A 24,171-nucleotide genomic window follows, 5' to 3' on the forward strand; every position below is an offset into this window, starting at 1 on the left:
ACAATTGAAATTTTTGGAAGTTTGCAGAAACTCTCGTCGTATAGTTGTCAAAACAATGAGCAATTGATTGAGAAGGCGCAAAATTGCATCATCAATATTACCTTATGATTAACTAAATGTGATTAACTCGTTGTCAATCGGTAATAATGAAAAAGACCGGCCTTCCAAAGCCGGTCTTTTGTATAAAATAAATAATGTATAATATTTTACGAATAGCAGAGGAAGTTTAATTTTTTTGCCGCTGATAAACGTAATAGTGATTTCCCCATTCTTTATTGAAGGTTTTGATAGGACGCCGATCTTCCAGAAATTTCTCTGTCACCAAATATTCATATTTCCCATTCTCAAAATCCTTGAATGCCTGCATAGTCTGCACGCTATGGCTTGCCAGTTCGACAGAATCAAAATAGACATCGTAGTCATATACTTTCGTTTTTTCGGCCGGTGTAAATTTTAGTAAAATCCTATACTGCGCGTCATACTGCTGCTCATCTTCAAAAGCAAATGCGCTTGCAATGATCGGAAGATTTTTTCCTTCGACTTCCATTCCGGCCTTGCTTCCCAACAGATAATTTAATTTCCTGATCATCTTCTGACTGTCCAGGTTCAACGCCTGCTCTCTGAGCAGACAGGCTTCGGATTTTGGTATATAAAACTCAAATTCAGGATTCACCAACATCCGGGTTTCATTCGGCAATGTCGATATCCAGGCGCAGGCATCATGCATGTTCAGTTTTTTGCGGACTCTGCCATGATATTCTACGGACGAAAGAATATGCGAAATAGCAATAATGGCAACGAGCAAACTGGCTATCCGAAAGCCCCAAACAGGAAATTTCTCTGCCACAAATCCCAAACCCAGCCCGACAAGGAACATAGTTACAACCCCGGCTGGCAAGACATGCGTATCATAAATCAGTGACGAGCGGAGTACCAGAAACAGAAATACCGCCAGGTTACCAATCAGCAAATAGTAGACGATTTTCCTTGTACGCAGCATTGAAAACAGTCCCAGCGCGGCTAGTAACAATATTACAACATTTACAGGATTGCTTACATATAAACCGATATAATCCTTATTGAAGAAAGTCCCCATAGGTTTATCGTTGATCTTTGCGATTATGCCACCGACAAAAGATTTCATAACCACCAATGTATCCGTGATTATGAACGGGCAAAAAAGTACGAACGCTACAAAGACCATTAAAACCGCAAAAGCAGCATTTTGAAACTTGTTCCTGTTTGCTAAAAGAAAAACTGCACCAAGATAAAAAGGTACAAAAAATGCAAAAATCAATCGCTCGGCCAATACAAGTCCAAAAATTCCTGAATAAACAGCGATTTCTTTTTGGGTCAGGGAATTACTGAAAATCATCCTTGCTAGCAGTAAGATGAACAAATTTCCGGATAAGGCTTCGGGCCTGAGTACAGGCGAAGTATCTAAAACAAGTGTCGAAGTGATGAAGATAATCGGCAAAAAAAGTCTTACCGGCTCGGTTAAAAGCTCGTGATTTTGCCGGTAAATGGTTAGAGCTGTTCGATACAGAAGAAATCCAACGGCAAGGATTTGAAACGTTCTGCCAATTAATATATAAGGCTCCCTGTCAGCCAGAAATTTATAAGCCTGTAAATCAAAAATATCAAACACTGAGATCAGCCCTGTTACACTTCCAATATTCCGGACCGTAGCAAGCAGGCAGGATACGCCAAAAGTTAGATAATAAAACAACATATGCGGAGCTGCAGGCCAATCGAGTCCTCTGGGTGTGTTGCCATACCAGAGCAAAACACCGGAATCTGCAACGAAATTTTCGTCGGTTGTATAGTAACCGTGAAAAGGTGGAAAAACGACACTGCAAATCAGCAGCGATAATATAACTAAACCCAGTATTGTGTACGTAATGGTTTTTCGATATTTAACGGAAATCATGGCATGAAATTCAATAAAAAATCAAATATGAAAAAGTAATTCTAAATTTGCATCAGCGAACATCGCAAAATTAGAATTACTTTATGCTAAAATTTATTTTCAGGTTTATTATTTTTCTGATAATCGTTGCCGGAGTAGCAGAGCTTGTGCTTCGTTATAAATACGGTTTTTGCAACGCTCCGTTATACATCTCAGACCCTGACTTTGAATACATTTATGCGCCAAATCAAGAAGTGAAAAGATTTGGAAATGTTGTTAAAACTAACAATTTTTCAATGCGCAACGATCCCCTTTCTCCTGCTGATTCCATTATCGTACTTTTAATTGGAGATTCTGTGGTAAATGGCGGCAGCCTGACTGACCAGGATAGCCTGGCTTCCGGTTTTCTTGAAAAAAGACTTTCTGCGAAGTTCAATACACGCGTTCGTGTTCTGAATATTTCGGCTGGTTCCTGGGGGCCGGATAATATTGCTGCTTATTTAAAAAAATTCGGGCTGTTTAAGGCAAAACTTATTTGTCTCGTCACAAGCAGTCATGATGCCCACGATATCATGGGCCATGAATCCATTATTGGCATCGATCCTAATATGCCGGACAAGCAGTATCCGTCCGCGCTGCTGGAAGTTTGGGAGCGTTACAAATATCTTTATCCTTACTATATCGAATATTATTCGGAAAGGATTCCATTTTTTTCAACACAGAAAGAAATTGACCCTGTCGCCCAGAAGCCTAAGACGGATTCTTTGGCAGTAAAAATAGAAGCCAAAAGGGATGAAAAAATAAAGTCAGAACAACCGGAAGATACAGGAATCCGGAAGTCAGGCATTGGATTTAACCCAGGTTATGCCGAGCTGGTAAAAATGGCAAAGGATAACAAAATCCCATTTTTCATCTATTTGCATCCGGAGATATCCGAGGTTGAAGCTGGAAAATTTAATGACCAGGGAGATGAAATAATCGCATTTGCAAAAGAAAATAACGTTCGGCTTGTGAACGAATTTGACTATGGCATTACAACGAAGCTATATCGTAAAATGGACGTTGTACATTTTAATAATTCCGGACAAGTCTTTCTTGCCAATAATTTATATCCGTTATTTCTGGACTATCTTAACAAGAAACAATAATGCGTGTACTGGTTATCCACAATCAATTATGGGCGCATTATAAGTCGAAGCTCTTTTTTGAAGTTAACGAATGTTTAAAAAAAGAGTATCCCGAAAGTACGTTTAAGGTGATACATATTGCCTTACACGAGGCGAGCCGCAGTGTCATGAAAGATGATGAAAATTTTCAATACGACTATCCATACAGCGTATTATTCAATCGAAGCCTTGACTCAGTAAGTTTTAAGGAGCGATTACCTGCACTTGTAAAAGCATTTGAGGATTTCAACCCAACGGTCTTAAACGTTACAGGCTATTTCGATTATGCGCAGGTTTTACTGATGATTTATGCCCGGTTCAAGGGTGTAAAAGTTGTGCTATCGTCCGAATCGTCGACAATGGATCATAACAGATCGGCTTTGAAAGAAAGAATCAAAAGCTGGATCATAAACCGTGCTGACGCTTTTTTTTGTTTTGGAAAGTCGTCAGCCGACTATTTGTTATCGCTTGGTGTGAAGGAATCACAGATTGCTGTGAAGCACGCAGCTGTGGTTGATGAGGATGTAATTAAAACTAAATACGCAGCGGCAAAGTCACGTCTGGTCCCCGATATATCACGGAAAAGAAAATTCATCTATGTCGGCAGGCTTGCAGAAGAAAAAAATCTGGAAATATTGATCGAATCGTTTAAATCGATAAGCGAAAAGCAAACTGCCGAAAACTGGGACTTATTATTTGTGGGTGACGGGCCAGCCCGGCAAAAGCTTGAACTATTATCCGGTACCTTTCTTTCCGACAACCGTATTACATTTGTCGGAGGTTTCCCCTGGTATAAAGTACCCGATTGGCTTGCGGCCTGCGATATTCTGGTACTTCCGAGTAAATCTGAGCCATGGGGGCTTGTTGTGAACGAAGCGATGGTTTGTGGAATGCCGGTAATTGTTTCTGAAAAATGCGGATGTGCCGAAGACCTGGTGATTAACCACCAAAATGGATTTACTTTTGATCCCGACAGTCAGCAAGAGCTCGAAACAGCCATGTTGTTTTTTACTCAGAACCCGGAAAAAATAGCGTCTACAGGACAAGAATCTTTGAAATTAATACAACCATTTTCATCAAAAAACGTAGCCAGAGAAATGGTCGCTTGTTATGAGAGATTAGACAACAATTCTAAATAGTCGTCGCCTTATAAAAGTTACCACACGCCAGAGAATTATGCGAATTTTAAATATTTGTGCCTATACATGGGCAATCGGGGGACCGGCGAGAATCATTTATGACCATACCACCGAGGTATTAAAACAAGGACATCAGGTTGATATCCTGAGTCCGATGACCCCTGGTGAAAAAATGTATCCTGCACCGGAAGGTTCAAGGTTAATTCCTTGTAAACGAACCACGCCAATAAGTAATTTTTACAGGGAATTTTCGATTGAAATGTATGATTTTCTGAAAAAGAATATTCAGAACTATGACATTATACATATGCATGGTATCTGGCATTTCGGTAGTCTCGCTCCTTTTCTGATCCCGCACAACGCTGCCCTGGTAATTACAATTCATGGCTTGTTAGACAAATGGGCTGTCGCTCACAGCAAATGGAAAAAAGACATCGTAACCGCACTTTACCAAAAAAGAATACTCGGAAAAGCTGATCTTATTCAGATCAATAATACCGATGAAGAGGAAGATGTGATCCGTTATCTGGGTTACCGCCCGGCTAATATGGTCATCGTTCCTAACGGAATGAAAGTTTCAGAATACATAAATCTTCCGGAGAAAGGTATTTTCAGAAAAAAGCACGGAATTTCCTCAGAGCAGCAAATGATCCTCTTCATGGGGCGTCTGAATATAAAAAAAGGTCTGGATCTGTTGCTTCCTGCATTTAAAGAAGTCTATGAAAAGCTGCCAAATGCTGTTTTAATCCTCGCCGGACCAGACGATGGATACCAGTCAGAAACCGAAGAATTCATCCGGAAAAATAATTTGGGCGAACGGGTAAAGTTGGTTGGTATGCTTACAGATACCATTAAAAAGGAAGCTCTTTCAGACGCCGATCTCTTTGTACTTCCCTCCTATTCAGAAGGTTTTTCGATTGCCGTTTTGGAAGCAATGACTTCCAGAGTTCCTTCGCTTGTCTCTGATCGTGTGGGCTTTGGCGATTATATCAAAAAATACGACGCCGCTTATCTAACACCTTTAAACAGTAACGGAGTCGCAGCGGGACTTCTTAAAATATTGCAAGATAAAAAGTATGCAGACGAATTAAAAAATCGGGCATTTAAGATGGTGACTGATAATTTCGATATAACCGTCGTGGCAAACCAATTATTGGAAGAGTACAAGAAAATTAAAAAAATGTAATTACCTTTGGCTTAGAAAAAACATACACTAAAAACGATTTTCCACAACTCCGGACCACAATATGGTTGATTTATCCGTCATCATTTTAACGAATAATGAATCAAAACACATCGGGCGCTGCATCAAAAGCCTTTTGTTGATTACGGATAAAATTTTCATAATAGATTCTTTTTCAACCGACGATACCGTTTCAATAGCGGAAGGATTGGGCGCAGTTGTTGTACAAAATCCTTGGGTTTCTTACGCCTTCCAGTTTAACTATGGAATTCAGAATAACCCATTTCAGACACAATGGCTGATGCGCATGGACGCGGATGAATACATCACGCCTGAACTCGCAGACGAGCTTAAAGCCTCTCTTTCTTCTACGCCCGGAAATATTTCCGGATTGTATGTAAAAAGGCGTGTAGTTTTTATGGATCAATGGATCAATCATGGCGGCTACTACCCTATATGGCTGCTTCGGTTCTGGCGTCGCGGACTTGGAGTTTGCGAGGAATTGTGGATGGACGAACATATCAAATTGACCAGCGGAACGACTGCGCAGCTTCAAAATGACATTGTTGACCACAACCTGAACAATCTTACCTGGTGGACTCAGAAGCATAATAATTATGCAATACGCGAGGTCATCGATTTATTGAATATTAAATATAACTTTGGTAATAAAGAGACTGTCACACCGAATTTTTGGGGTAGTCAGGAACAGCGCACACGTTATCTGAAAATAAAATATGCAAACCTGCCTTTGTTCACACGACCGTTCATGTACTTTTTGTTTCGGTTTGTCGTAAAAGGTGGTTTTTTAGATGGGAAAAAGGGTTTAATCTGGCATTTTCTTCAAGGTTTCTGGTACCGCTTTCTGGTGGATGCCAAGATATTTGAGGTATATCAGCGGGCTGGAAGGGATAAAGAAAGTATTGTTTCACATTTTAGGACAGAATATGGAAAAGACCTCCAGAGCCCAAACCAGTCTGTCAAGTTATAATAACAGCTGGTATAAACCTGGTAGTAAATTGAAACAACTGGCCTGGTTTATCATTGGCAGGATTGTTATTAATACATATCTGCCGATACCTGTGTCATTTAAAGTGTTGGTTCTAAGAATTTTTGGCGCGAAAATCGGGAAAAATGTTACGATAAAACCGAAGGTTAATATAAAATATCCGTGGTTTTTGACTGTCGAGAACGACATATGGATTGGTGAAAATGTGTGGATTGACAACCTCACTGACGTTACTTTATGCAACAATTGCTGTCTTAGTCAAGGAGCCATGCTACTGACCGGAAATCATGACTTTACAAAAAGTTCATTCGATCTGGTCACACAGCCTATCCGGATAGAAAGCGGCGCATGGATCGGTGCAAAAGCAACGGTCTGTCCCGGCGTAACGGTTCATTCTCATGCGGTTTTAACAGTTAACTCTGTTGCAACAAAAGATCTGGAAGCTTACGGAATTTATCAGGGAAACCCCTGTACATTTATTAAAACAAGAAATATAACACATTGAAAATAAGTATCATTACAGTTGTCTTCAATGGCGTTTCGACCATAAAACATTGCATCGAATCTGTATTAAATCAGGATTACGATTCAATTGAATACATCATTGTTGATGGAAATTCCAACGATGGCACGAAGGAAGTTATCAAATCTTATGGCAACAAAATCGATATATTTCTGAGTGAACCCGACAAGGGAATTTACGACGCAATGAATAAAGGAATTGAGCTTGCCACGGGCGATATCATAGGTATTTTAAATGCGGATGACTTTTATGCAGATCAAACTGTAATTTCCAGTATCGCAGAAGCCTTTAAAAAAACTGGCGCAGATGGCTGTTACGCTGACTTGAATTACGTTGACGGTCAAGATGAATCCGTTATTAAGCGCAAATGGGTTTCAGGTAACTACGGGCCAAATTCGTTTTTAATGGGCTGGATGCCTCCGCATCCAACTTTCTTCGTTAAAAGGGAATGTTACAAAAAGTTCGGAAAATTTCGCCTTGACATGGGCAGTGCAGCAGATTACGAGCTTATGTTACGAATGATCTTGAAAAATGGAATAAAACTTGCATATGTTCCGAGGGTCACCGTAAAAATGCGGACCGGGGGTGTTAGTAACAGTACATTCAAAAACAGAATTGAAGCAAACAAAAACGACAGAAAAGCCTGGAAAATAAACGAACTGACTCCCTGGTTTTTTACACTCTGGCTAAAACCAGTTCGTAAAATTGTTCAGTTTTTGTAAATCCATTGATTGAAATTACACACTAAACCTTAAAATAATCACATTAGGCCTTTAAATAAGTATTTTGACGCAGATGGGGCTTATAAACTATTATTTCCCAAATTAATTCGTCAAATTTGACGGGAAATCAGATTCAAATACTTATTGTTTTAATCGGATCATTAGCATCTAAGAATATGGAATTACAGCTACCAACATATATAATAAGCGAGGGAGGATTTAATAATATGGTGCATCACGATGTATACCAATGTATCCTTTCTTTCCTGATTGCGTGTTTCCTATCCATAATTTCCATTCCGATCATTATCAATTTGTCAAATTTACTTCATTTGACAGCAAAGCCAGGTTTTAGAAGTTCGCACCAGACAGAAACCCCAACTTTGGGAGGGATAGCAATATTTGCTTCTACACTGATCGCCTACTTTTTATGGCCTCATTCTGAAAATATTGTCGATTCCAACCTGATCAGTTTGTCGATGACCGGTGTTATTATCTTGTTTTTCCTTGGGTTAAAAGATGATATTCTTGCGCTTGACTCTACGAAGAAACTGCTGGTGCAAATTTGCGCTTCGTTGATACTTGTCGCGATGGGCAATTTCAAAGTTGATAATTTTTATGGAATCTTTGGCATACATCAGATACCCTATTTTGTAAGTATTCCCCTTACTGTCTTTATTTTTATCGCAATTATCAATGCAATTAATCTGATCGATGGAATCGACGGGCTTGCAGGAGGCATTAGCCTGATTGCAGGGGTCGGTTTTGGAATCTGGTTTATACTGAACGGACATTTCTCCTTTGGCTGTCTTGCATTCGCTATGTCGGGTTCTTTGCTCGGATTTTTACGATTTAACTTTTCAAAAACCAGTAAAATATTCATGGGCGATACCGGATCATTGATCATAGGCTACCTCCTTTCAATTTTCGCTGTTGAATTTTTGTCTTTGAACGTTGGATATAAAAACGACAGCACTGCTTATTTCAATGCGCCTATTATTGTGATGGTCCTTTTGATCGTACCGATTTTTGATACGTTGAGAGTATTTATCGTTCGTATTGTAAAAGGAGGGTCTCCATTTGTTGCCGATAGGAATCACATGCACCATATTCTTATCGATTCTGGTCTTAATCATTTCTGGGCGTCCTTTACTCTTTGGATGGTTACTATTTTAAATACGGTATTGTTTTTTACTTTCCACGGAGATATTTCAAACACGGCTTCTCTTTATATTTATATTGGAATGTTCGTGGCTTATATGGTTTTAGCCTATTATCTTAAAAGAAGAAGCGTTGAGATCAAAGCACGCAAGAAAATCATCAAACCAACAACCTTTGAAAGTAAGGAAATCCCTGCCGGAAAAAAACTTTTCAAAGACTTGTAATTTCAAAACAATCACAATGAAAAGGCGACCTCAATGAGTGAGGCCGCCTTTCTGCATTTATTTGCCTAAATCAAATAATTACTCTACGCTAAGTTCTTTATCAATTACAGCGATTAACACGTCGATTTCTTTTTGTACTGTTTCCAGCTGCTTGTCAGTCATCGGGCTTTGGATTTCAAGAATATTCGCCTGTAACTGATCACGCTCCTTCGTAAGCTTATCCTGTTTTTCGGTCAAACGTTTTTTCGAATTTCCGTCAGCAGTTCTCAACTTTTCGGTATTTTTTTTAAGTCTTTCGTTCAGCTTGCTTTCTTTTTCTCGTAGAGAGACAAGGTATTTGTTTTGCTTCTCCGATAACTTGTCACTCGCCTGCTGCAAATCTTCCTTGACTTTTTCCATGTCACCGGAGTCAGTTTCCTGAGGGACCATTTTGTTTGCTTCGTCAGCTTTTTCCAATGCTTCCTCTTCCGCATTTGCCAGTTCCTTGCGATCCTTTTCAGTTGAGGAATTACAAGCCGTCAGCAGAAGACCTGTGGCAAGCAATGCATTTGAAAAAAATAAAATTACGTTCCTTTTCATCTCGGTTGTTTGTTTGATTCAACCGGTTTTCCGAAAATATAATACCATCTACGTTATTCGATCGAATCACTCTTTTTTGTAGAAAAGAGTATACTATTTGCGGACAATCATATACTAATTTGGATTTTAAACTGATGGCGGCGTCATTTAGAACCCGGTGCAGAAACAGATCGCTTTTGTTTAAAAGAAAGAGACCGTCCCAATTGTTTTCGGAACGGCCTCGTTAACAGTTGCTTTAAGTTAATTGCCCCAGGCTGAATTATACAATTTGCTGTGTATCTGTTTCAACTTAGCTTCCGGCATCTTGATAACTTTTCTGTCATAGGTCATCAACCCATTTATTTCCACTTCAACATCAGTAGTTTGCGTATAAACAGCCGCTGACAGTCCTTTTTTTATCAGTGGTTCAAAGCGATCAATGAAAGTTTCATATTTATTATACAGCTCGTCTTTTGTTTTAAAACTCTGATATCCCCAGTTATCTTTCTGCTGCCAGGTATGCTGATCTACCGGCAAACCCAGGCCACCAAATTCGCCAAGAACAATGATCTGTTTTTGCCCGAATAATTCAGGACGAGGCATTGCAGGCGCAGGATAATGATGAAGGTCCATGATATCGCCCACAGGGAAAAAATTCCCGCCGCTCGCGCTATTAACCAGACGGCTTGGGTCATACGCTTTTGTCCAATCGCTTATTTCTCCGGTTTTAAATTGCCCCCAGGCCTCATTGAACGGAACCCAAACAACAATACTTGGAAAGTTATGGTTTGCGTCCATAATCGCCTTCCATTCTGTTTTGTAAATAGTTTCAGATTCCGGAGTTCTGTCACGCTCGGTTTCATTTCCGGTAATGCCCGGGTTTGGCTCCCAGTGATTTCCCATGTCCCCACTTGGCATATCCTGCCACACCAGCATTCCGAGCTGATCGCAGTAACGATACCATGTTGCGGGCTCCACCTTCACGTGCTTGCGAATCATATTGAAGCCCATCTCCTTGGTTTTTTCAATATCAAATTTCAGCGCTTCATCCGTAGGAGCAGTGTACAACCCGTCTGGCCACCATCCCTGATCCAAAGGTCCGTATTGAAACACAAACTTATTATTTAAAAGCATTCGTTGAATTCCATTCTGATCGGGTTTCATCGAAATCTTCCGCATTGCAAAATAACTTTTTACTTCGTCGATGACTTTACCCTTACGAATCAGTGCGATTTTCAGATCGTAAAGATCAGGTGCATCGGGCGACCAAAGTTTAGGATTTTTTATTGTTAAAACGGCCTCTTCTTCCGGAGAAACTTCTTTCTCAGCAACAGATGAAGTTCCATCCAAAGCCGTTATTTTCACTATGTCACCAGGCATGGCATTTTTTATTGCCGACTTTATCGTTATCGACTCTTTATCGATATCAGGCGTGTGCTTCGTAGAGGCGATATAGGTTGTCGGAACTGTTTCAAGCCAAACCGTTTGCCAGATCCCTGTGACGGGAGTATACCAGATACCATTCGGGTTTTTGATCTGTTTACCACGGGGCTGTGGGCCGTCGCTACTTGGATCCCAAACACGTACTGCAAGATCCTGATTTGCACCTTTTACCAGAAACGGCGTAATGTCAACTGTAAATCCATCGTAACCGCCTTTGTGCGAACCGGCCTTTTTACCGTTCACGAAAACGTCACATTCCCAGTCAACAGCACCAAAATTCAGAAGGACACTTTGGTTTTTCAGCTTGGAAGACAGCGTGATTGTCCGCTGATACCACAGGACGCTATCTTTGCCAACCGTTTTTCCAACACCGGACAGTGCAGATTCTATGGCAAAGGGAACCAGAATTTTACCCTGAAAACTGGCAGGCTTTGAATCTGATGATGTTTTGGGAACTATCGAATAGTTCCATTGACCATTCAAATTAACCCAATTTCCCCTTATCAATTGCGGGCGGGGGTACTCCGGATGAGGAGCGGCCGGATTAACTTTTTCTGCCCAGGGAGTTGTTATTTTACCCGGAACAATTTTCCAGGCTTCCGACTGCTGGGCACTTACGAAACTACAAGACAAAGCCATATGAATTGCTATGCCGGTAAGTAATTTTTTCATTCAATAATCTCTGGTTTGTAAAAAAGAAGACTTCTAAAATTTAAAGTTTATTTTATCCGAACTCTACTGTGAGACCAAAATTATCCAGCAACAGTAAAAACTTAGATTCAACGCTGTCAGCACATTAAAATTTGCAAAATCTAAAAAGAAAAATTTAGGTTGATATCTAGTTAACAATTCTGCTATATTGCAAATACGAATTGTTTCATTTGTTTCGTTGAAGAGTTAACATATAGACTTCTCGACGAAAAACCCTGTTCTTTATGCAAACTCTTTACAAGGCATTTTTTCTTATACTTATATCAGCTTCAATTTCTTCGGCAACTCATTTGCTGGGGGGAGAGATAAGGGCGACTAATTTATCGGGGCTCACTTATAGAATTTCCGCTCAGATTTATTTCGATGCTGTAGGAGGCAGTTCCGCTTCGGATGCACAAAAATCAATCGAAATATGTTTCGGAGATGGAACTACCGCGGTCGCGAACCGGACAAGTCTGACAACTTTAAGTGGCGAATCCAAAGGTATTTCTGTCGGCGTGTATGAAGTCACACATACATATCCGTCTACGGGACTTTATCAGGTATCCTCTGCTCTCTCAAATCGCTCATTCGGCATTATCAATTATATTGATGATTCAGCTCCGATGTTTCTTTGGACGGTTGTAAACACACAATTTTCAAACAGTACTCCTATTTTACCGATTCCGGTTACAACGGCCGGAGCAAAACAAGTTCTGAAAATTGATCTTAAACCGACGATTTCTGATTCTGACAGTATTTCGGCTCATCTGCAAAAATTAAGTTCCCCTTCTCCCGGAACTTGCGGCGTGCGAATGATTGATGACAAATATATTTTCCCAAATGATGTTGTAAAAAAAGGAACATTTTCGCTTGATCAGGTTGACAAAAAATTGATATGGAATGCGCCGGAAGCACTCGGAAAGTATATTTACGCAGTAGTGATCGACGAATGGCGTGATGGAATTAAAATTTCCGAAACCTATCGCGAAGGTATTATAACCGTGATTGAGAAAGATGGCCCGACCGTGGAAATTCCTGCCTATGTTCCGGCCACTACTTCCGGTATCATCGCCGGAAACGGAGACGGAGATTATTCTGAACTTACGCTTTCCATCGATGCATATCCGGTTCCAACACAGGATTACCTTACCGTAAAAGTGGAAAGCAAATATGCAACTACCTTAAAAATCCAGTTGATTAGTCTTGAAGGAAGGATCGTTCGTGAAATCAATACAACTTCTCAAACAGTGGAATGGAAGGATCAGCTTGATCTTCGTCAGCTGACTAACGGGCTTTATATCATAAAGGTTTCGGACGAAAACGGGAAATTCGTTACGAAAAAGGTCGTACGATAGCATATTTATTAAAATAATTTCAAATTGCCGATTTACAAGTAATTGAATTTAATACGGTTCAAAGTATATTTGTGATCATCATGATTTTATCTGACCCGGCAATTTGAAAAAACTTCTCTCCATATTACTTTTCGGACTACTCATCTTCAATACGTTGGGGTTTTCGTTTTATAGTATATTTGAGAAAGACTCTACAACTTCCAATATTATCGATAACGATGATCTGATCTTAAAAATACCTCTTCATCTACCGTATGTTACAGATTGGGAAAGTACCGAACCTTCAGACGAAGAGATATTAAAAGGCAACGAATATTATAAGATCGTATCGAAGAGAATCGAAAATGATACGCTTTTTGTTCACTGCGAATTCAGCCAGACTTCCAGGGAACGCTTTTGGACACTCGTTTCAACTTTTGATGATCAAGCAAAAGCGGATCGTAACAACCACAAAGGCGACTCTGTTAACCTTCTAAAAAATTTCCTCAAAGAGTATATGACCATAGGTCGCAGACATACTTTTTACTTTTTCGAGTGGGCTGAACCTGCGACTTTTCAGTACGTCGCTATCAATCCGGTCAGTCCCGAAACAGACACCCAATCTCCCCCACCAGACGTCGTCTGAAATTCTGTTATTTTAATTTCCTTTTGTAACGCAGCTATAAGGTGACTCATCGCCCGTAAATCGTTGCTGATTATTAATCAGGTCTATATTGCGCATGCTTTGTTTCAGGACAAGGAAGGATCATTGCGCGTAAGACCTGTAACCCAACTTTATAAAAAAATGAACTATATAAGCTCTACCAATATCAAATATTATATCCTTTTAAATATCGTAAAAAACAGCTTTTTACCCATCCTTATTATTTTGTTAATTCAAACGGCGGCATTTTCACAAATTTCAATCTCCGGAAGAATTATTGGCCACAATGGCACTGGTATCGAAGGCGTTCATATTAGAATTGAAGAAAGCAAAAAGGGTACAGTTACTAACAATGAGGGCTTTTTCACCCTGGAAAATCTGTCATCAAAAGATGAAACGCTTCACATTTCCTCGATCGGTTACTATTCTCAGCAGATAAAAATCAAAGCTTTCGCCGATCAGAAAAATTACCTAACAATTACACTTAGCGAAGATGTCCGAAGCCTGGACGAAGTGGTAATTGAAGAAAAAAAGAATAGTATCCAGGTCGAACGTTTACCCGATGTTCACGACATGTATATGCCGGCTGGCAAGAAAAATGAAGTAATCCAACTTGGCGGTGTGAATGCAAATATTTCAGAAAAAACAGGAAGACAAATTTTCGCAAAAATTCCGGGTGTTTTTGTTTACGATATGGACGGAAGTGGAAACCAAATCAATATTTCCACACGGGGACTTGATCCGCACCGCTCGTGGGAATATAACATTCGCCAGAACGGAATTATCACAAACTCAGATATGTATGGCTACCCAGCCAGCCATTATAGTCCGGCAATGGAATCAATTGAGCGAATTGAGCTTGTCCGCGGATCTGCATCTCTGCAATATGGAGCGCAGTTTGGCGGCATGATCAATTATGTGACCAAACAGCCCGACACAACAAAAGCTTTCTCGTTCGAGACGATCAATACAGGCGGATCATTTGGATTGTTCAGTTCTTATAATGCAATAAGCGGCAAAATCGGCAAGCTGACCTATTCGGCATATTATCAAAAACGCCATTCGGACGGATATAGAAAAAATTCAAAATCGGATGCGCAATCCCAATTTGCAAGTTTGACTTATGAGTTTAGTAAATCTTTCAAAATCAAAGCGGAATTAGGCCGCTCATCTTATGTGTATCAAATCCCGGGACCCTTGACAGATGCTATGTTTGAACAAGATTCCCGTCAGGCGACAAGGTCCAGAAATTATTTCAATCCGGATATTTACATCCCATCGATTATTATTGATTGGAAAATCAGTCCGTCAACCAAACTACGTCTGACGAACTCCGGTGTTTACGGAAACCGGAACAGTGTGATGTTCGACGCATTTGCAAACGTACCCGACACAATTGATCCTGTGACCAACCAGTATAAGCCAAGACAAGTTGATGTAGATAATTTCAAAAGTTTTACTTCTGAACTTCGTCTGGTTCACCAGTATAAAGTTGGTGGTATGAACAGCTTCGTGTCCGGAGGAGTGCAGCTGATGAAAAATAATCTGCGCCGCAGACAACTTGGAAAGGGAACGACAGGCAGCGATTTTGATTTGACATTAACAAACCCTGTTTGGGGAAGGGATTTACATATGAAGACAACGAACATTGCATTCTTCGTCGAAAACCTTTTATACATCACACCCAAATTGACGATTTCACCGGGTTTTCGGGTGGAAGGCGGCACCACTGATATGACCGGTACAATTACTTATTACCAGCCAGAAGCTCTTCCGAACAGTATTAAACATGAATTCCCGCTTTTTGGAATTAGCTCGCAGTACAAACTGGATGCAGACAGCAAGATCTACGCAGGTTTTTCGCAAGCGTACCGACCTGTTGTGTTCAAAGATATTATTCCGGGTTCTGTTTTGGAACAGGTCGATAAAAGTCTGAAAGATGCGAAAGGCTATAATTTGGAAGCAGGAATTAATGGCAATATCAGGCAGGTATTTTCTTACGATATCAGTGTTTTCCAAATGTTGTATAAAAACAGAATGGGCACACTGGCACTAAGTGACGATCAGGGAAAAGCCTACATCCTGCGGACAAATACGGGAAACACAATGACCAAAGGTATGGAGGTTTATGCAGAATATAAGCCGTTCATTATTAACGGTCAGCAAGGCGTAAAAACCGAATTTTCCATTTTTACATCGACATCCTATTTCGATGCGCATTATCTGAAAGGACACTCGGTTGTCAATAATGAAAATACTGATGTCAAAGGAAATAAACTGGAAGGTGTACCCACCTGGATTAGTAGAAATGGTTTACAATTTACTCATAATAAACTGTTTGCAACAATACAATACAGTTATGTGAGCACTTTATTTTCAGATGCGCTAAATACGGTAGAACCTTCCGTTAATGGTGCAAGGGGAAAGGTGCCGTCATATGGAATATGGGACTTTAACGGCACAATGCGTATCGCTAAAAGTTATACTCTGAAATTTGGAATAAATAATTTTTTGGATAAAAAATATTATACGAAACGGCCGACCATGTATCCGGGAGCTGGAATCTGGACTTCCGATGGCCGCAGTTTTATAGTTTCTTTCGGAATTAAAATCTGACACGGAAATATTTCCGTGTCAAAAATTTTTATCATAGGTTAATAATAATTCAGACAAACGGCTGGTCAGTGACTGGTCGTTTTCTTTTATCTGTCAAGGTGCAAAATTATTATATGATTTTATACCCTTTTTTATCGTTGTCATGCAATTCAGAAATATTCAAAACAAAATTGCTTATAAATCTCCCTTCTTTATTTTGACCACTTTATTAAGCGCGGCAGGAATACGGATCAGCGCATAAGCATCGTCGTAGATCAGATATTTACTTTTCCATTCCGGTGAAAATTTACTTTTATAATCCCGCAGTGATTTATAATAGCTAAACTGTCTGACATTCTGGTAAGCAAACTTTATGGCCCTTTCAGTTATGTCCCTTCCCTGTTCAACTCCCGAAAGCGGTACCATCCCGATATTCATATAATGTAAACCCTGAGACTTAAAATAATTAATTAATTCAATCATCATTGCGTCCAAAGTCGTTCCGGGTGCATCCTTTGTTTTACGAATCAGGTCATATGTCCCCTCTCCTTTCTCATAATCAGGAATAACATTGGCAAACGCGATTATCTTCTCTTCAACGTTTTCCAAAGCAATAATCGTCTGATGACGCAGCTCATCCTTGTCAAATATCCCCTGTGAAAAAGCCATTTCTTTGTAACCTGTGGTTTCTATCCACTCGTCACTTACAGCTTTCAACCGCTGCAAAACTCCCTCTTTGACAGGATTATTATAAATCTTAACGAAAAACCCTTTATTTGAAATATTCTTCAGAGCATTCCGCAGTGACTTTTTATCACCCCCTTCAAGAGAAAATGTTGAAACATCTATGATTGCCTCCTGGCCAATGATAATTGAATTCTTCCCTAACTTGTGGAACGCACTCAATGATGATTCGTCACACCGATAATAAGTACATTCAAGATCATTTTCTCTACAAAACTGATCGAATTCCCTTATAAGTACAAGCATATCCTCCTCGTTTCTGGTCACAGGCTTTTCAAGTACGACAGCAAAACCAGCTCCCACACGATAAGCCAGAAAACCGTCAATTTCTTTCCCGAAATAAAGCAGCTTATCCTGATATGTTTTGAAATAATCCAGTGAAGAATTGCCATAATTAGTTACGAGATCCTTTGCTCTTTGCCATCCTTCCTCCTCGACTTCCGGTTTAAAAATAAAAGGCCGGATGGATGTGTAAATCAAAAACGCGGTACTAAACCCTCCAAGCAAATTAAGTGAATAAAGAAAATCCTGTCCGAAAACTGTTCGCGCATGGAGATTATTTCCAATCAGAATGAAATACAAAAGTGTATTTTCAAGGGACGCGGCAAACGAAAAGTCGATACCAAAATGTGCCACATCCAGAAAATAAAAACCGACAATTCCATAAATCAATACTGCGAAAATAGCCACTAAAATGGTGCGGACACCAAAAAGCTGGAACTGTCGGTTTCCCTTCCGGAAGTACTGGCTCCTGGTATACGACAAAACCACAACGACGAAGCCAGCGACACATGATTCCTCATAATCGATTCCCTTGATCAAATGGCCGATCAGAGACAAAACTGATAAGAACAATGAAAGATAATAAGCAGTGCGGTAACCTTTCAACAGAAAAACCGACATAAAGATCAGAACAACCCCGGTGAGCAGCACGAAATAGTTTGAGACGACAATAAGACTCAGCGGAAGAAAATCTTCTAACAAATGAATCCGGGATGTAATGGCGGGTGTCAGCACGGAGACAATGTTGACGATACCTAATATCAAAATTAAAAATGCCGGCAATGTTCGAAGTACCAGATTGTTTTTCTTAAACAGAAACGTCAGCAGTCCGGCAACAAGTGGCACCCAAAACTCAAATAGTCTGTAAATCATTGTGACAGAAATAGCCGCAACACTACTCATTCCATATTGAACCAGAAGTACGCTCAGGGATAATTCGATGGCACCAATTCCCCTCAAAAACGGAGACAATATCAGAAAGATCGTGGCAACCAGATAACCTAAAAAAGCTGCTTCAAAAGAGGCAGAAACATTTAGTGCAAAAAATGCGATATACAGATGAATAACTCCGGCCAGATCAATCAATATTGAAATTAATAAACAATTAATCACGGCTTTTTTCGAGAATCGACCGTCACTGATTTGTTCCAAGACAACATCAAGATCCGGTTGATATTTTAACAAAAAAGAGAAAACTTTACCTTTTTTAACGAAAGAATTAATGGCAAGAAACAACAGGACGACGAGAACAGAAAGACCTCCAAGGGCGTAAGCTTCGTTGCTGGAAACCGTTTGTTGAAAAAGTAACCAAACGATTGCCGGAATGGCGATAACGAAGACGGATACAATGCCGCAAACCGCATAAATTGAAGATGCAAGATGTATTTCGGTTTTGGTAACACCTTTTCTTTCCGTTTGGGTTGTAAAAAAGGCAAGTGAAGAGATCCCGCCTGCGGGCAAGAAAATACTGATAAAATTTCGTTTCAGGAAAAGTTCTGTGAGCGTTATAAAGTCAATACTCTTCCCGAGCGCCAGGAAAGAAAACCGATACATAAAACCTTGCAGGAAAATATAAGCGGCTGTGACCAATAGTCCCAGAAATATGTAGAGAGGAGATGCTTTATGGATTAAAACGTAAACTTTGCGAACTTCTGCTTCTTCATGGCGTACGAACCAAATGGCCATAATGATACACACCACTGCAATAAGTCCCCGGCCAATAATTTTCTTATTTTCAGTAAAAAACTCAATGCTTGAATAGAATAAATTCGACCTTTTCTCCATAGAATTTCATGAAAATAATGGGAGCGAAAGGAGAAAGTTACTAATTATAGGTCAAATATCAGAAACAAAAAGACAACTGGGATCAGTTGTCTTTATCAAGGTCAATAGCGGAAATTTTTTCTTTGAAAAGTTGACTCCTCAACAACATTTCTTTGATCATATCCAGGTGCGTGTAGGTTATCATGTGGCCAGCATTGTAGAGAAAAATGTACTGAGCTTTTTTACTTTTAATGTGTTTCTTGGCGAAGTCAATATTTGTCGGATCAGCGATCCAATCGTTTCCTCCCTGGATTACCGTAGTTGGAACGTTTAAAGTTTGCCAAACTGGCAACAATTTTTTCAGTTCGTCAGAATGACTATACTTTTCTGCTGTCGCTGTATTGAAAGCTCCCGGAAGAAAAAGCTGTATCAGAGCATTTCTTCCCCACTTTGAGAACCAATAGAACTTTTCCTTGTCCGGATCAATTACCGGAGAAACCATGATTAATTCCTTTACTTTTTCAGGAACAAGAGAGACCATTTTTGCAGCAATAGGAGCTCCGTAGGAACGCCCCAGTACGATTACCTTTTGATCCGAATGATTTAAATCAAAAACAGGAAGCAAAGCTTTTGCCTGTGTCGCTATCGAAGTTACATACTTGCGTTTCTTCTTCAGTTTTAAAGATGATTTGCCATAACCGACGCGATCCACCGAAACGATGTGAAAATGTTTTTGAAGGTCTTGGTCGTCCATTAAATTCATATAACCCCATAAAGAACCCGGAGCGCCATGAATCAACAATAGCATAGGTAATGTATCCGCGCCGACACTGGCCACACAAAGTGACAAAGTATCGTTTTTGATAATCTGAATTTCTGGTTTGATATCCTTTGAGGCATAATGCTCTCTTACCTGTTTTTCTGAAATCAGGTAACGGGAAAAGCAAGAAGTTAGGAGAACCGACAGAATTAGAATAATAAAGCTGGATCGGAAAAATTTAACAAGAATCATAAGCTTCCGTAATGTTCCAAAGAATTTATAACTTCACGCATCAGTTAGGTATGCGATAGAAATTAGATAAAAAACATGTTTACAACAAAAAATTCAAAAGAATTAATTAAAATATAATTTTTCCGCAACATTTTTTGTTCCAATGATATCGTACAAAAACAATGCCGTCCTTTCCGAAAAAGAATCAAAAAACAAATAAGGAGTAATGACAGACCACCAGCAAGAACTATTCTTTCAACGATTAGCTGAGCAAAATGTAAATTTTCAATACAAATTACCATCAAGACAGGACGCAGGACTTTTCATTCAGCGGCTGATCAATTTCCTATTTCCGATCAGTCAGGATTGTCAGCAAAATGAACGCACGAAAGACATGCAAGGTGCTTTTCTTGAATTGCGCAAGAGACTTGATTGTATGCTCACTCCGATTATGCCTCAGTTAGAGCGTAATAAGGAGGAGCTAATGGATACCGTTTTTGCAGGAATTCCTGAAATTTATGAAATGCTTTTGAAGGACGCCAAGTCTATCACGGAGAATGACCCTGCTTCCGTAAGCATGGAAGAAGTAATCGCGTTATATCCTGGATTTTCTGCAATTGCGACCTATCGCGTGGCGCATAGTTTCGCTAAATGTGGCATTCCGCTACTTCCGAGAATGTTGACAGAATATGCCCATAGCCAGACTGGTATCGATATTCACCCGAATGCTGTGATCGGTCACTCATTTTTTATTGACCATGGAACTGGTATCGTTATCGGAGAAACGACCCATATTGGAAATAATGTAAAATTATATCAGGGGGTTACGTTGGGCGCGACACATGTTTCTAAGTCACTTGCGTCAAAGAAACGTCATCCGACTATTGAAGATAATGTAGTGGTTTATGCCAATGCAACAATTTTAGGAGGAGATACCGTGATCGGCCACGATTCCGTCATCGGTGGAAATGCCTGGCTGGTTCGCAGCGTACCCCCGCATTCAATGGTTTATCACCAGAGCAAACTGGAAGTACGACCGCAAACAACATCCGCTACATAATGCTTTTTATAAATCTCCTGACACCCTCCATATATATCGGTTCCGCCTGTGCGAATGCGTAAGATGGTTGGGTGGTCATGGTAATGGAAACAAATCCATATGTCAGACACCACCACTCATAATAAGTTTTCGTAACCGCTTCACCGGATTTAGGACGCAACACGGCAATCATTTCCCAAACCGGATTATCACGGATACTCATCGCTTGGGAATAAACGCGCTTTGAGTCACAATAAGCCCCTTCCAGGTTGAACATTACCTGATATATTTCCGGATTTTGTACCGCAAATGCCCAGATAGAGCGAGCTACCTCGGTAAGCTGCTTCTCAGGATTTCTGAAATGACTCTTGATCTTTATGAATTCCGACTGAAGAAAATCGAAGCCTTCCACTCTGATTGCTTCGAGTAATTTGTCCTTACTTTCAAAATATTCATACAAAATTGGTGGGCTATATTCAATAACCTCAGCGATTTTACGAATCGAAACGGCGGTCCACCCATCCTCGCGGGCTATTTCCTTGGCTGTCTTGACGATATCGGAACGAACCTGAGTTCTCAGTCGTTCTCTTCGCTCTACTATTCCCATATTTCGTATTCCTGTTTATTAATTGAGATACAGTTGTATACTTTCAAATATAGTCATAACCTTCTTACATCTCAAGAAGATTTAAGCCCGGCAAGAAGTCAAACATTGATAAATCAGGAGGGAATATTAAAAAAGTATAGCCTCAGTAATTCAAAAACGCCAAGTTGAATATACGTTTTCGATCTAAAATTTTTTCTAAAAATTAAAAAAAACTTATTCGACCTTCCGAACCGATCCGTTTCTTTCAAGTCGCTCGGCCAGACGATAGTTGGCTTCCTGAGCACGGACCTTCGGAGTCGCCGGATCATATGGAATTTTCAAATTATTTTGATACAGATCCAGGCGGACTGCCTTTTGATTGTCATTCACATAATTTTTCAAAACCTGCCTCATCTGACCTTTCAGCACTTCATCAAGGATCGGGAAACATACGTCAATTCTGCGGTGAAGATTACGGTAAGTCCAGTCGCATGAAGACAGATAAATCTCATCATTTCCGCGGTTTCCGAAATGAAAAATCCGTGTATTTTCCATATACCTGTCCACGTGACGGCTCACCGTAATGTTGTCACTAATTGAGGGCAGCCCTGGTATCACGCCGCAACTCTCGCTAATAATCACATGAACCGAAACGCCGGCTTTACTCGCCTGATACAGTTTATCAATTAAAGTATGGTCCTGAATTTGGTTTAACTTAATCGTGATAAACGCTTTAAGGCCAGCATTAGAATTCCTGATTTCCCGATCAATCAGTTCAACCAGTTTTTTCTGAATCGTGAACTGCGTAACCTGTAAAAAGTTAAAAGGAAGATATTTATATTTTTTCGGTTCATCCTGCGTGTATAAATAGCCAAATAGTAATTCAAGTTCATTGGTTAGTTCGCGGTGACTTGTCAGCAATGCGTGATCCACAAATTCTCTGCTCGTTAATCTGTAAAATCCGCCTGTTCCCAAGTAAGCATACCGCTCCCAGCCTTTCTGGACTCGACGTTTTATAAGTGCCATTTTCGCATGAACTTTCAGCCCTGGCACACTGAAAATAATTTTGACACCGGCATCACGCATCTTCCGCGACCATTGCATATTTTCCTGAATATCCAGTTTCGCATTCAGTTCAACATAAGTCACAACACGCTTTCCGTTTCTTGATGCACTGATCAATGAATTTAGAATAAATGAGTTAGAACTGATTTTATAAAGCGAAACATGAATCTCTTTAACATAAGGATCAATGGCTGCCTCATTAAAAAGCCGAACTATCGGGTCATACGAATGATAGGGTAAATGTAAAAGCTGATCGGCGCGCTGAATGGATTCAAAAACGGACTCTCGCTCTTCAAAATCAATATTCAGAATTGGCCTCTGGTAAGGATAATCAAGCTTTCTTGAAAAGGAAGGAAAATTCAGAAAGTCCTGCATAAAAATGTACTGTCCCCGCTCATGGAATTCGTTCATGAGCATTCCTGCCCTGTGAGACAAGTATTCTTTAATATAAAGCGGCATACCCGATTCATAAAAAAACTGCATGGGCTGTACGAAATTTCGCTTTTCCAATTGTTTTAGTATCCTTTGGGCCGTTACCATCGGATACTCATCTTCAATCGTCAGCTCTGTATCTTTTTCAGCCCGTATTGCGTACGAGTCGATGACTTCATAACCTGGAAATAAAACCGGAAGATTTTCGCGAATGATATCTTCTACAAAGGCTACCTGCTTTTTTCCTTCCAGTTCCGGTAATTCCATAAACCGGCCAAATGGCTCTGTTGGGATATTAACGATTGCATACCAGTCGTCATCGGGTTCCTCTTTTCTTACTAGCTGAATGACCAGATAAAGTTCTTTTGATTCGAAAAAAGTCACTTTGGAATTTCTTCTTCCATCCAAAAAAACCGGCTGCAGATATCTGAAAAGCTTGTCGATGAAAAACTTTTTAAGAAACGGCAAGTGTTCCGGCGCAAACGACTCTTTGTAGTACAAATGCACTCCCTGATCATTTAAGGCAGGCAGGATTCTACTGACCAGGATCTCGTTAAATTCTCTTAATTGATTATCGACAGTTTCATAAACGTGTTCTAATAATGATTCAGGATAAACATTTAATTTTGAACGAATATCCTTACTCACCTCTCCCATTGCCAGAAGGTTCGGAATACGTACCCGAAAAAACTCCTCGATCTGATACGAATACTGCCCCATAAATTTCAGTCTCTCGCGAACCGGAACACTGTCGTCGTTCGCTTCAATCAGAAGTCTGAAATTATTGGATAGCCAGCTTAAATTAGTATCAAAATAGGGGTAGGAAACGTCAATCATGCAAAAATTCGAATTTTTTCTACAATATAATAAATGATTAAATGATACAAAGAGAGAATGACAGAATGTTGGAATTTTCCATCATTCTGTCATTCAGTCTGCATTCAT

General features: G+C 40.0%; 18 protein-coding genes. 11 read left to right on the plus strand and 7 right to left on the minus strand.

Features of this window, described 5'->3' with window-relative positions; all coding sequences use genetic code 11:
- Window positions 1–226: 226 nt before the first annotated feature.
- Complete coding sequence (locus BMY70_RS14045) at window positions 227–1,930, minus strand: hypothetical protein (protein ID WP_090335823.1); 1,704 nt, start codon at window positions 1,928–1,930, stop codon at window positions 227–229.
- 83 nt (window positions 1,931–2,013) lie between these two features.
- Between BMY70_RS14045 and BMY70_RS14050 the strand changes: the two genes are divergently transcribed.
- The 7 genes from BMY70_RS14050 to BMY70_RS14080 all read left to right on the plus strand — a co-directional run bounded on the left by BMY70_RS14050 (window position 2,014) and on the right by BMY70_RS14080 (window position 9,036).
- Window positions 2,014–3,057, plus strand: coding sequence for a hypothetical protein (locus BMY70_RS14050; protein ID WP_090335824.1), 1,044 nt, complete (start codon window positions 2,014–2,016; stop codon window positions 3,055–3,057).
- Window positions 3,057–4,214 carry a glycosyltransferase family 4 protein gene (locus tag BMY70_RS14055; protein ID WP_090335825.1) on the plus strand — a complete coding sequence of 386 codons (1,158 nt, stop codon included), beginning with the start codon at window positions 3,057–3,059 and terminating at the stop codon, window positions 4,212–4,214. Before BMY70_RS14050 ends, BMY70_RS14055 begins: the two co-directional genes overlap by 1 nt.
- 37 nt (window positions 4,215–4,251) lie before the next feature.
- Window positions 4,252–5,400: a glycosyltransferase gene (locus tag BMY70_RS14060; RefSeq protein WP_090335826.1), complete on the plus strand. Its 1,149-nt coding sequence runs from the start codon at window positions 4,252–4,254 to the stop codon at window positions 5,398–5,400.
- A gap of 61 nt (window positions 5,401–5,461) precedes the next feature.
- A complete protein-coding gene (locus BMY70_RS14065) occupies window positions 5,462–6,388 on the plus strand; it encodes a glycosyltransferase family 2 protein (protein WP_090335827.1) in 927 nt (308 codons plus the stop codon).
- Window positions 6,345–6,911 carry a WcaF family extracellular polysaccharide biosynthesis acetyltransferase gene (locus BMY70_RS14070; protein WP_090335828.1) on the plus strand — a complete coding sequence of 189 codons (567 nt, stop codon included), beginning with the start codon at window positions 6,345–6,347 and terminating at the stop codon, window positions 6,909–6,911. Before BMY70_RS14065 ends, BMY70_RS14070 begins: the two co-directional genes overlap by 44 nt.
- Window positions 6,908–7,651 (plus strand): glycosyltransferase family 2 protein, encoded by a 744-nt coding sequence (locus BMY70_RS14075; protein ID WP_090335829.1) that lies wholly within the window; start codon window positions 6,908–6,910, stop codon window positions 7,649–7,651. Before BMY70_RS14070 ends, BMY70_RS14075 begins: the two co-directional genes overlap by 4 nt.
- A gap of 176 nt (window positions 7,652–7,827) precedes the next feature.
- Window positions 7,828–9,036, plus strand: a complete 1,209-nt coding sequence (locus tag BMY70_RS14080; protein WP_090336524.1) for an MraY family glycosyltransferase — start codon at window positions 7,828–7,830, stop codon at window positions 9,034–9,036.
- 78 nt (window positions 9,037–9,114) lie between these two features.
- On the opposite strand, the gene BMY70_RS14085 is transcribed toward BMY70_RS14080, so the two are convergent.
- Window positions 9,115–9,615: a hypothetical protein gene (locus BMY70_RS14085; RefSeq protein ID WP_090335830.1), complete on the minus strand. Its 501-nt coding sequence runs from the start codon at window positions 9,613–9,615 to the stop codon at window positions 9,115–9,117.
- A gap of 240 nt (window positions 9,616–9,855) precedes the next feature.
- Window positions 9,856–11,709, minus strand: coding sequence for a sugar-binding domain-containing protein (locus tag BMY70_RS14090; RefSeq protein WP_090335831.1), 1,854 nt, complete (start codon window positions 11,707–11,709; stop codon window positions 9,856–9,858).
- A gap of 263 nt (window positions 11,710–11,972) precedes the next feature.
- Here BMY70_RS14090 and BMY70_RS14095 point away from each other — a divergent pair, with 263 nt between their 5' ends.
- The 3 genes from BMY70_RS14095 to BMY70_RS14105 all read left to right on the plus strand — a co-directional run bounded on the left by BMY70_RS14095 (window position 11,973) and on the right by BMY70_RS14105 (window position 16,344).
- The gene (locus BMY70_RS14095; protein WP_090335832.1) at window positions 11,973–13,085 is read left to right on the plus strand and encodes a T9SS type A sorting domain-containing protein; all 1,113 of its coding nucleotides are present in this window, start codon (window positions 11,973–11,975) and stop codon (window positions 13,083–13,085) included.
- Window positions 13,086–13,188: 103 nt separating this feature from the next.
- Window positions 13,189–13,710 (plus strand): hypothetical protein, encoded by a 522-nt coding sequence (locus BMY70_RS14100; protein WP_143072100.1) that lies wholly within the window; start codon window positions 13,189–13,191, stop codon window positions 13,708–13,710.
- 159 nt (window positions 13,711–13,869) lie between these two features.
- A complete protein-coding gene (locus BMY70_RS14105; RefSeq protein ID WP_090336527.1) occupies window positions 13,870–16,344 on the plus strand; it encodes a TonB-dependent receptor in 2,475 nt (824 codons plus the stop codon).
- 174 nt (window positions 16,345–16,518) lie between these two features.
- On the opposite strand, the gene BMY70_RS14110 is transcribed toward BMY70_RS14105, so the two are convergent.
- Both BMY70_RS14110 and BMY70_RS14115 read right to left on the minus strand, forming a co-directional pair.
- Window positions 16,519–19,134, minus strand: coding sequence for a phosphatidylglycerol lysyltransferase domain-containing protein (locus BMY70_RS14110; RefSeq protein WP_090335837.1), 2,616 nt, complete (start codon window positions 19,132–19,134; stop codon window positions 16,519–16,521).
- An 82-nt stretch (window positions 19,135–19,216) separates the two neighbouring features.
- Complete coding sequence (locus tag BMY70_RS14115; RefSeq protein WP_090335840.1) at window positions 19,217–20,125, minus strand: alpha/beta fold hydrolase; 909 nt, start codon at window positions 20,123–20,125, stop codon at window positions 19,217–19,219.
- 205 nt (window positions 20,126–20,330) lie between these two features.
- Here BMY70_RS14115 and epsC point away from each other — a divergent pair, with 205 nt between their 5' ends.
- Window positions 20,331–21,164 carry a serine O-acetyltransferase EpsC gene (gene epsC / locus BMY70_RS14120; RefSeq protein WP_090335843.1) on the plus strand — a complete coding sequence of 278 codons (834 nt, stop codon included), beginning with the start codon at window positions 20,331–20,333 and terminating at the stop codon, window positions 21,162–21,164.
- Here the strand turns inward: epsC and BMY70_RS14125 are convergent.
- Both BMY70_RS14125 and ppk1 read right to left on the minus strand, forming a co-directional pair.
- Window positions 21,157–21,750, minus strand: coding sequence for a TetR/AcrR family transcriptional regulator (locus BMY70_RS14125; protein WP_090335846.1), 594 nt, complete (start codon window positions 21,748–21,750; stop codon window positions 21,157–21,159). The genes epsC and BMY70_RS14125 overlap by 8 nt on opposite strands.
- Before the next feature lie 213 nt (window positions 21,751–21,963).
- Window positions 21,964–24,063 carry a polyphosphate kinase 1 gene (gene ppk1, locus BMY70_RS14130; RefSeq protein ID WP_090335849.1) on the minus strand — a complete coding sequence of 700 codons (2,100 nt, stop codon included), beginning with the start codon at window positions 24,061–24,063 and terminating at the stop codon, window positions 21,964–21,966.
- Window positions 24,064–24,171: the final 108 nt, after the last annotated feature.

The organism is Dyadobacter koreensis (assembly GCF_900108855.1).
Classification (GTDB): Bacteria; Bacteroidota; Bacteroidia; order Cytophagales; family Spirosomataceae; genus Dyadobacter; species Dyadobacter koreensis.

Excerpts from the sequence above, each read along its gene's own strand:
- BMY70_RS14045 (WP_090335823.1), bottom strand. The coding sequence starts at position 1,930 with ATGATTTCCGTTAAATATCGAAAAACCATTACGTACACAATACTGGGT.
- BMY70_RS14050 (WP_090335824.1), top strand. The coding sequence starts at position 2,014 with ATGCTAAAATTTATTTTCAGGTTTATTATTTTTCTGATAATCGTTGCC.
- BMY70_RS14055 (WP_090335825.1), top strand. The coding sequence starts at position 3,057 with ATGCGTGTACTGGTTATCCACAATCAATTATGGGCGCATTATAAGTCG.
- BMY70_RS14060 (WP_090335826.1), top strand. The coding sequence starts at position 4,252 with ATGCGAATTTTAAATATTTGTGCCTATACATGGGCAATCGGGGGACCG.
- BMY70_RS14065 (WP_090335827.1), top strand. The coding sequence starts at position 5,462 with ATGGTTGATTTATCCGTCATCATTTTAACGAATAATGAATCAAAACAC.
- BMY70_RS14070 (WP_090335828.1), top strand. The coding sequence starts at position 6,345 with ATGGAAAAGACCTCCAGAGCCCAAACCAGTCTGTCAAGTTATAATAAC.
- BMY70_RS14080 (WP_090336524.1), top strand. The coding sequence starts at position 7,828 with ATGGAATTACAGCTACCAACATATATAATAAGCGAGGGAGGATTTAAT.
- BMY70_RS14085 (WP_090335830.1), bottom strand. The coding sequence starts at position 9,615 with ATGAAAAGGAACGTAATTTTATTTTTTTCAAATGCATTGCTTGCCACA.
- BMY70_RS14090 (WP_090335831.1), bottom strand. The coding sequence starts at position 11,709 with ATGAAAAAATTACTTACCGGCATAGCAATTCATATGGCTTTGTCTTGT.
- BMY70_RS14095 (WP_090335832.1), top strand. The coding sequence starts at position 11,973 with ATGCAAACTCTTTACAAGGCATTTTTTCTTATACTTATATCAGCTTCA.
- BMY70_RS14105 (WP_090336527.1), top strand. The coding sequence starts at position 13,870 with ATGAACTATATAAGCTCTACCAATATCAAATATTATATCCTTTTAAAT.
- BMY70_RS14110 (WP_090335837.1), bottom strand. The coding sequence starts at position 19,134 with ATGGAGAAAAGGTCGAATTTATTCTATTCAAGCATTGAGTTTTTTACT.
- BMY70_RS14115 (WP_090335840.1), bottom strand. The coding sequence starts at position 20,125 with ATGATTCTTGTTAAATTTTTCCGATCCAGCTTTATTATTCTAATTCTG.
- epsC (WP_090335843.1), top strand. The coding sequence starts at position 20,331 with ATGACAGACCACCAGCAAGAACTATTCTTTCAACGATTAGCTGAGCAA.
- BMY70_RS14125 (WP_090335846.1), bottom strand. The coding sequence starts at position 21,750 with ATGGGAATAGTAGAGCGAAGAGAACGACTGAGAACTCAGGTTCGTTCC.
- ppk1 (WP_090335849.1), bottom strand. The coding sequence starts at position 24,063 with ATGATTGACGTTTCCTACCCCTATTTTGATACTAATTTAAGCTGGCTA.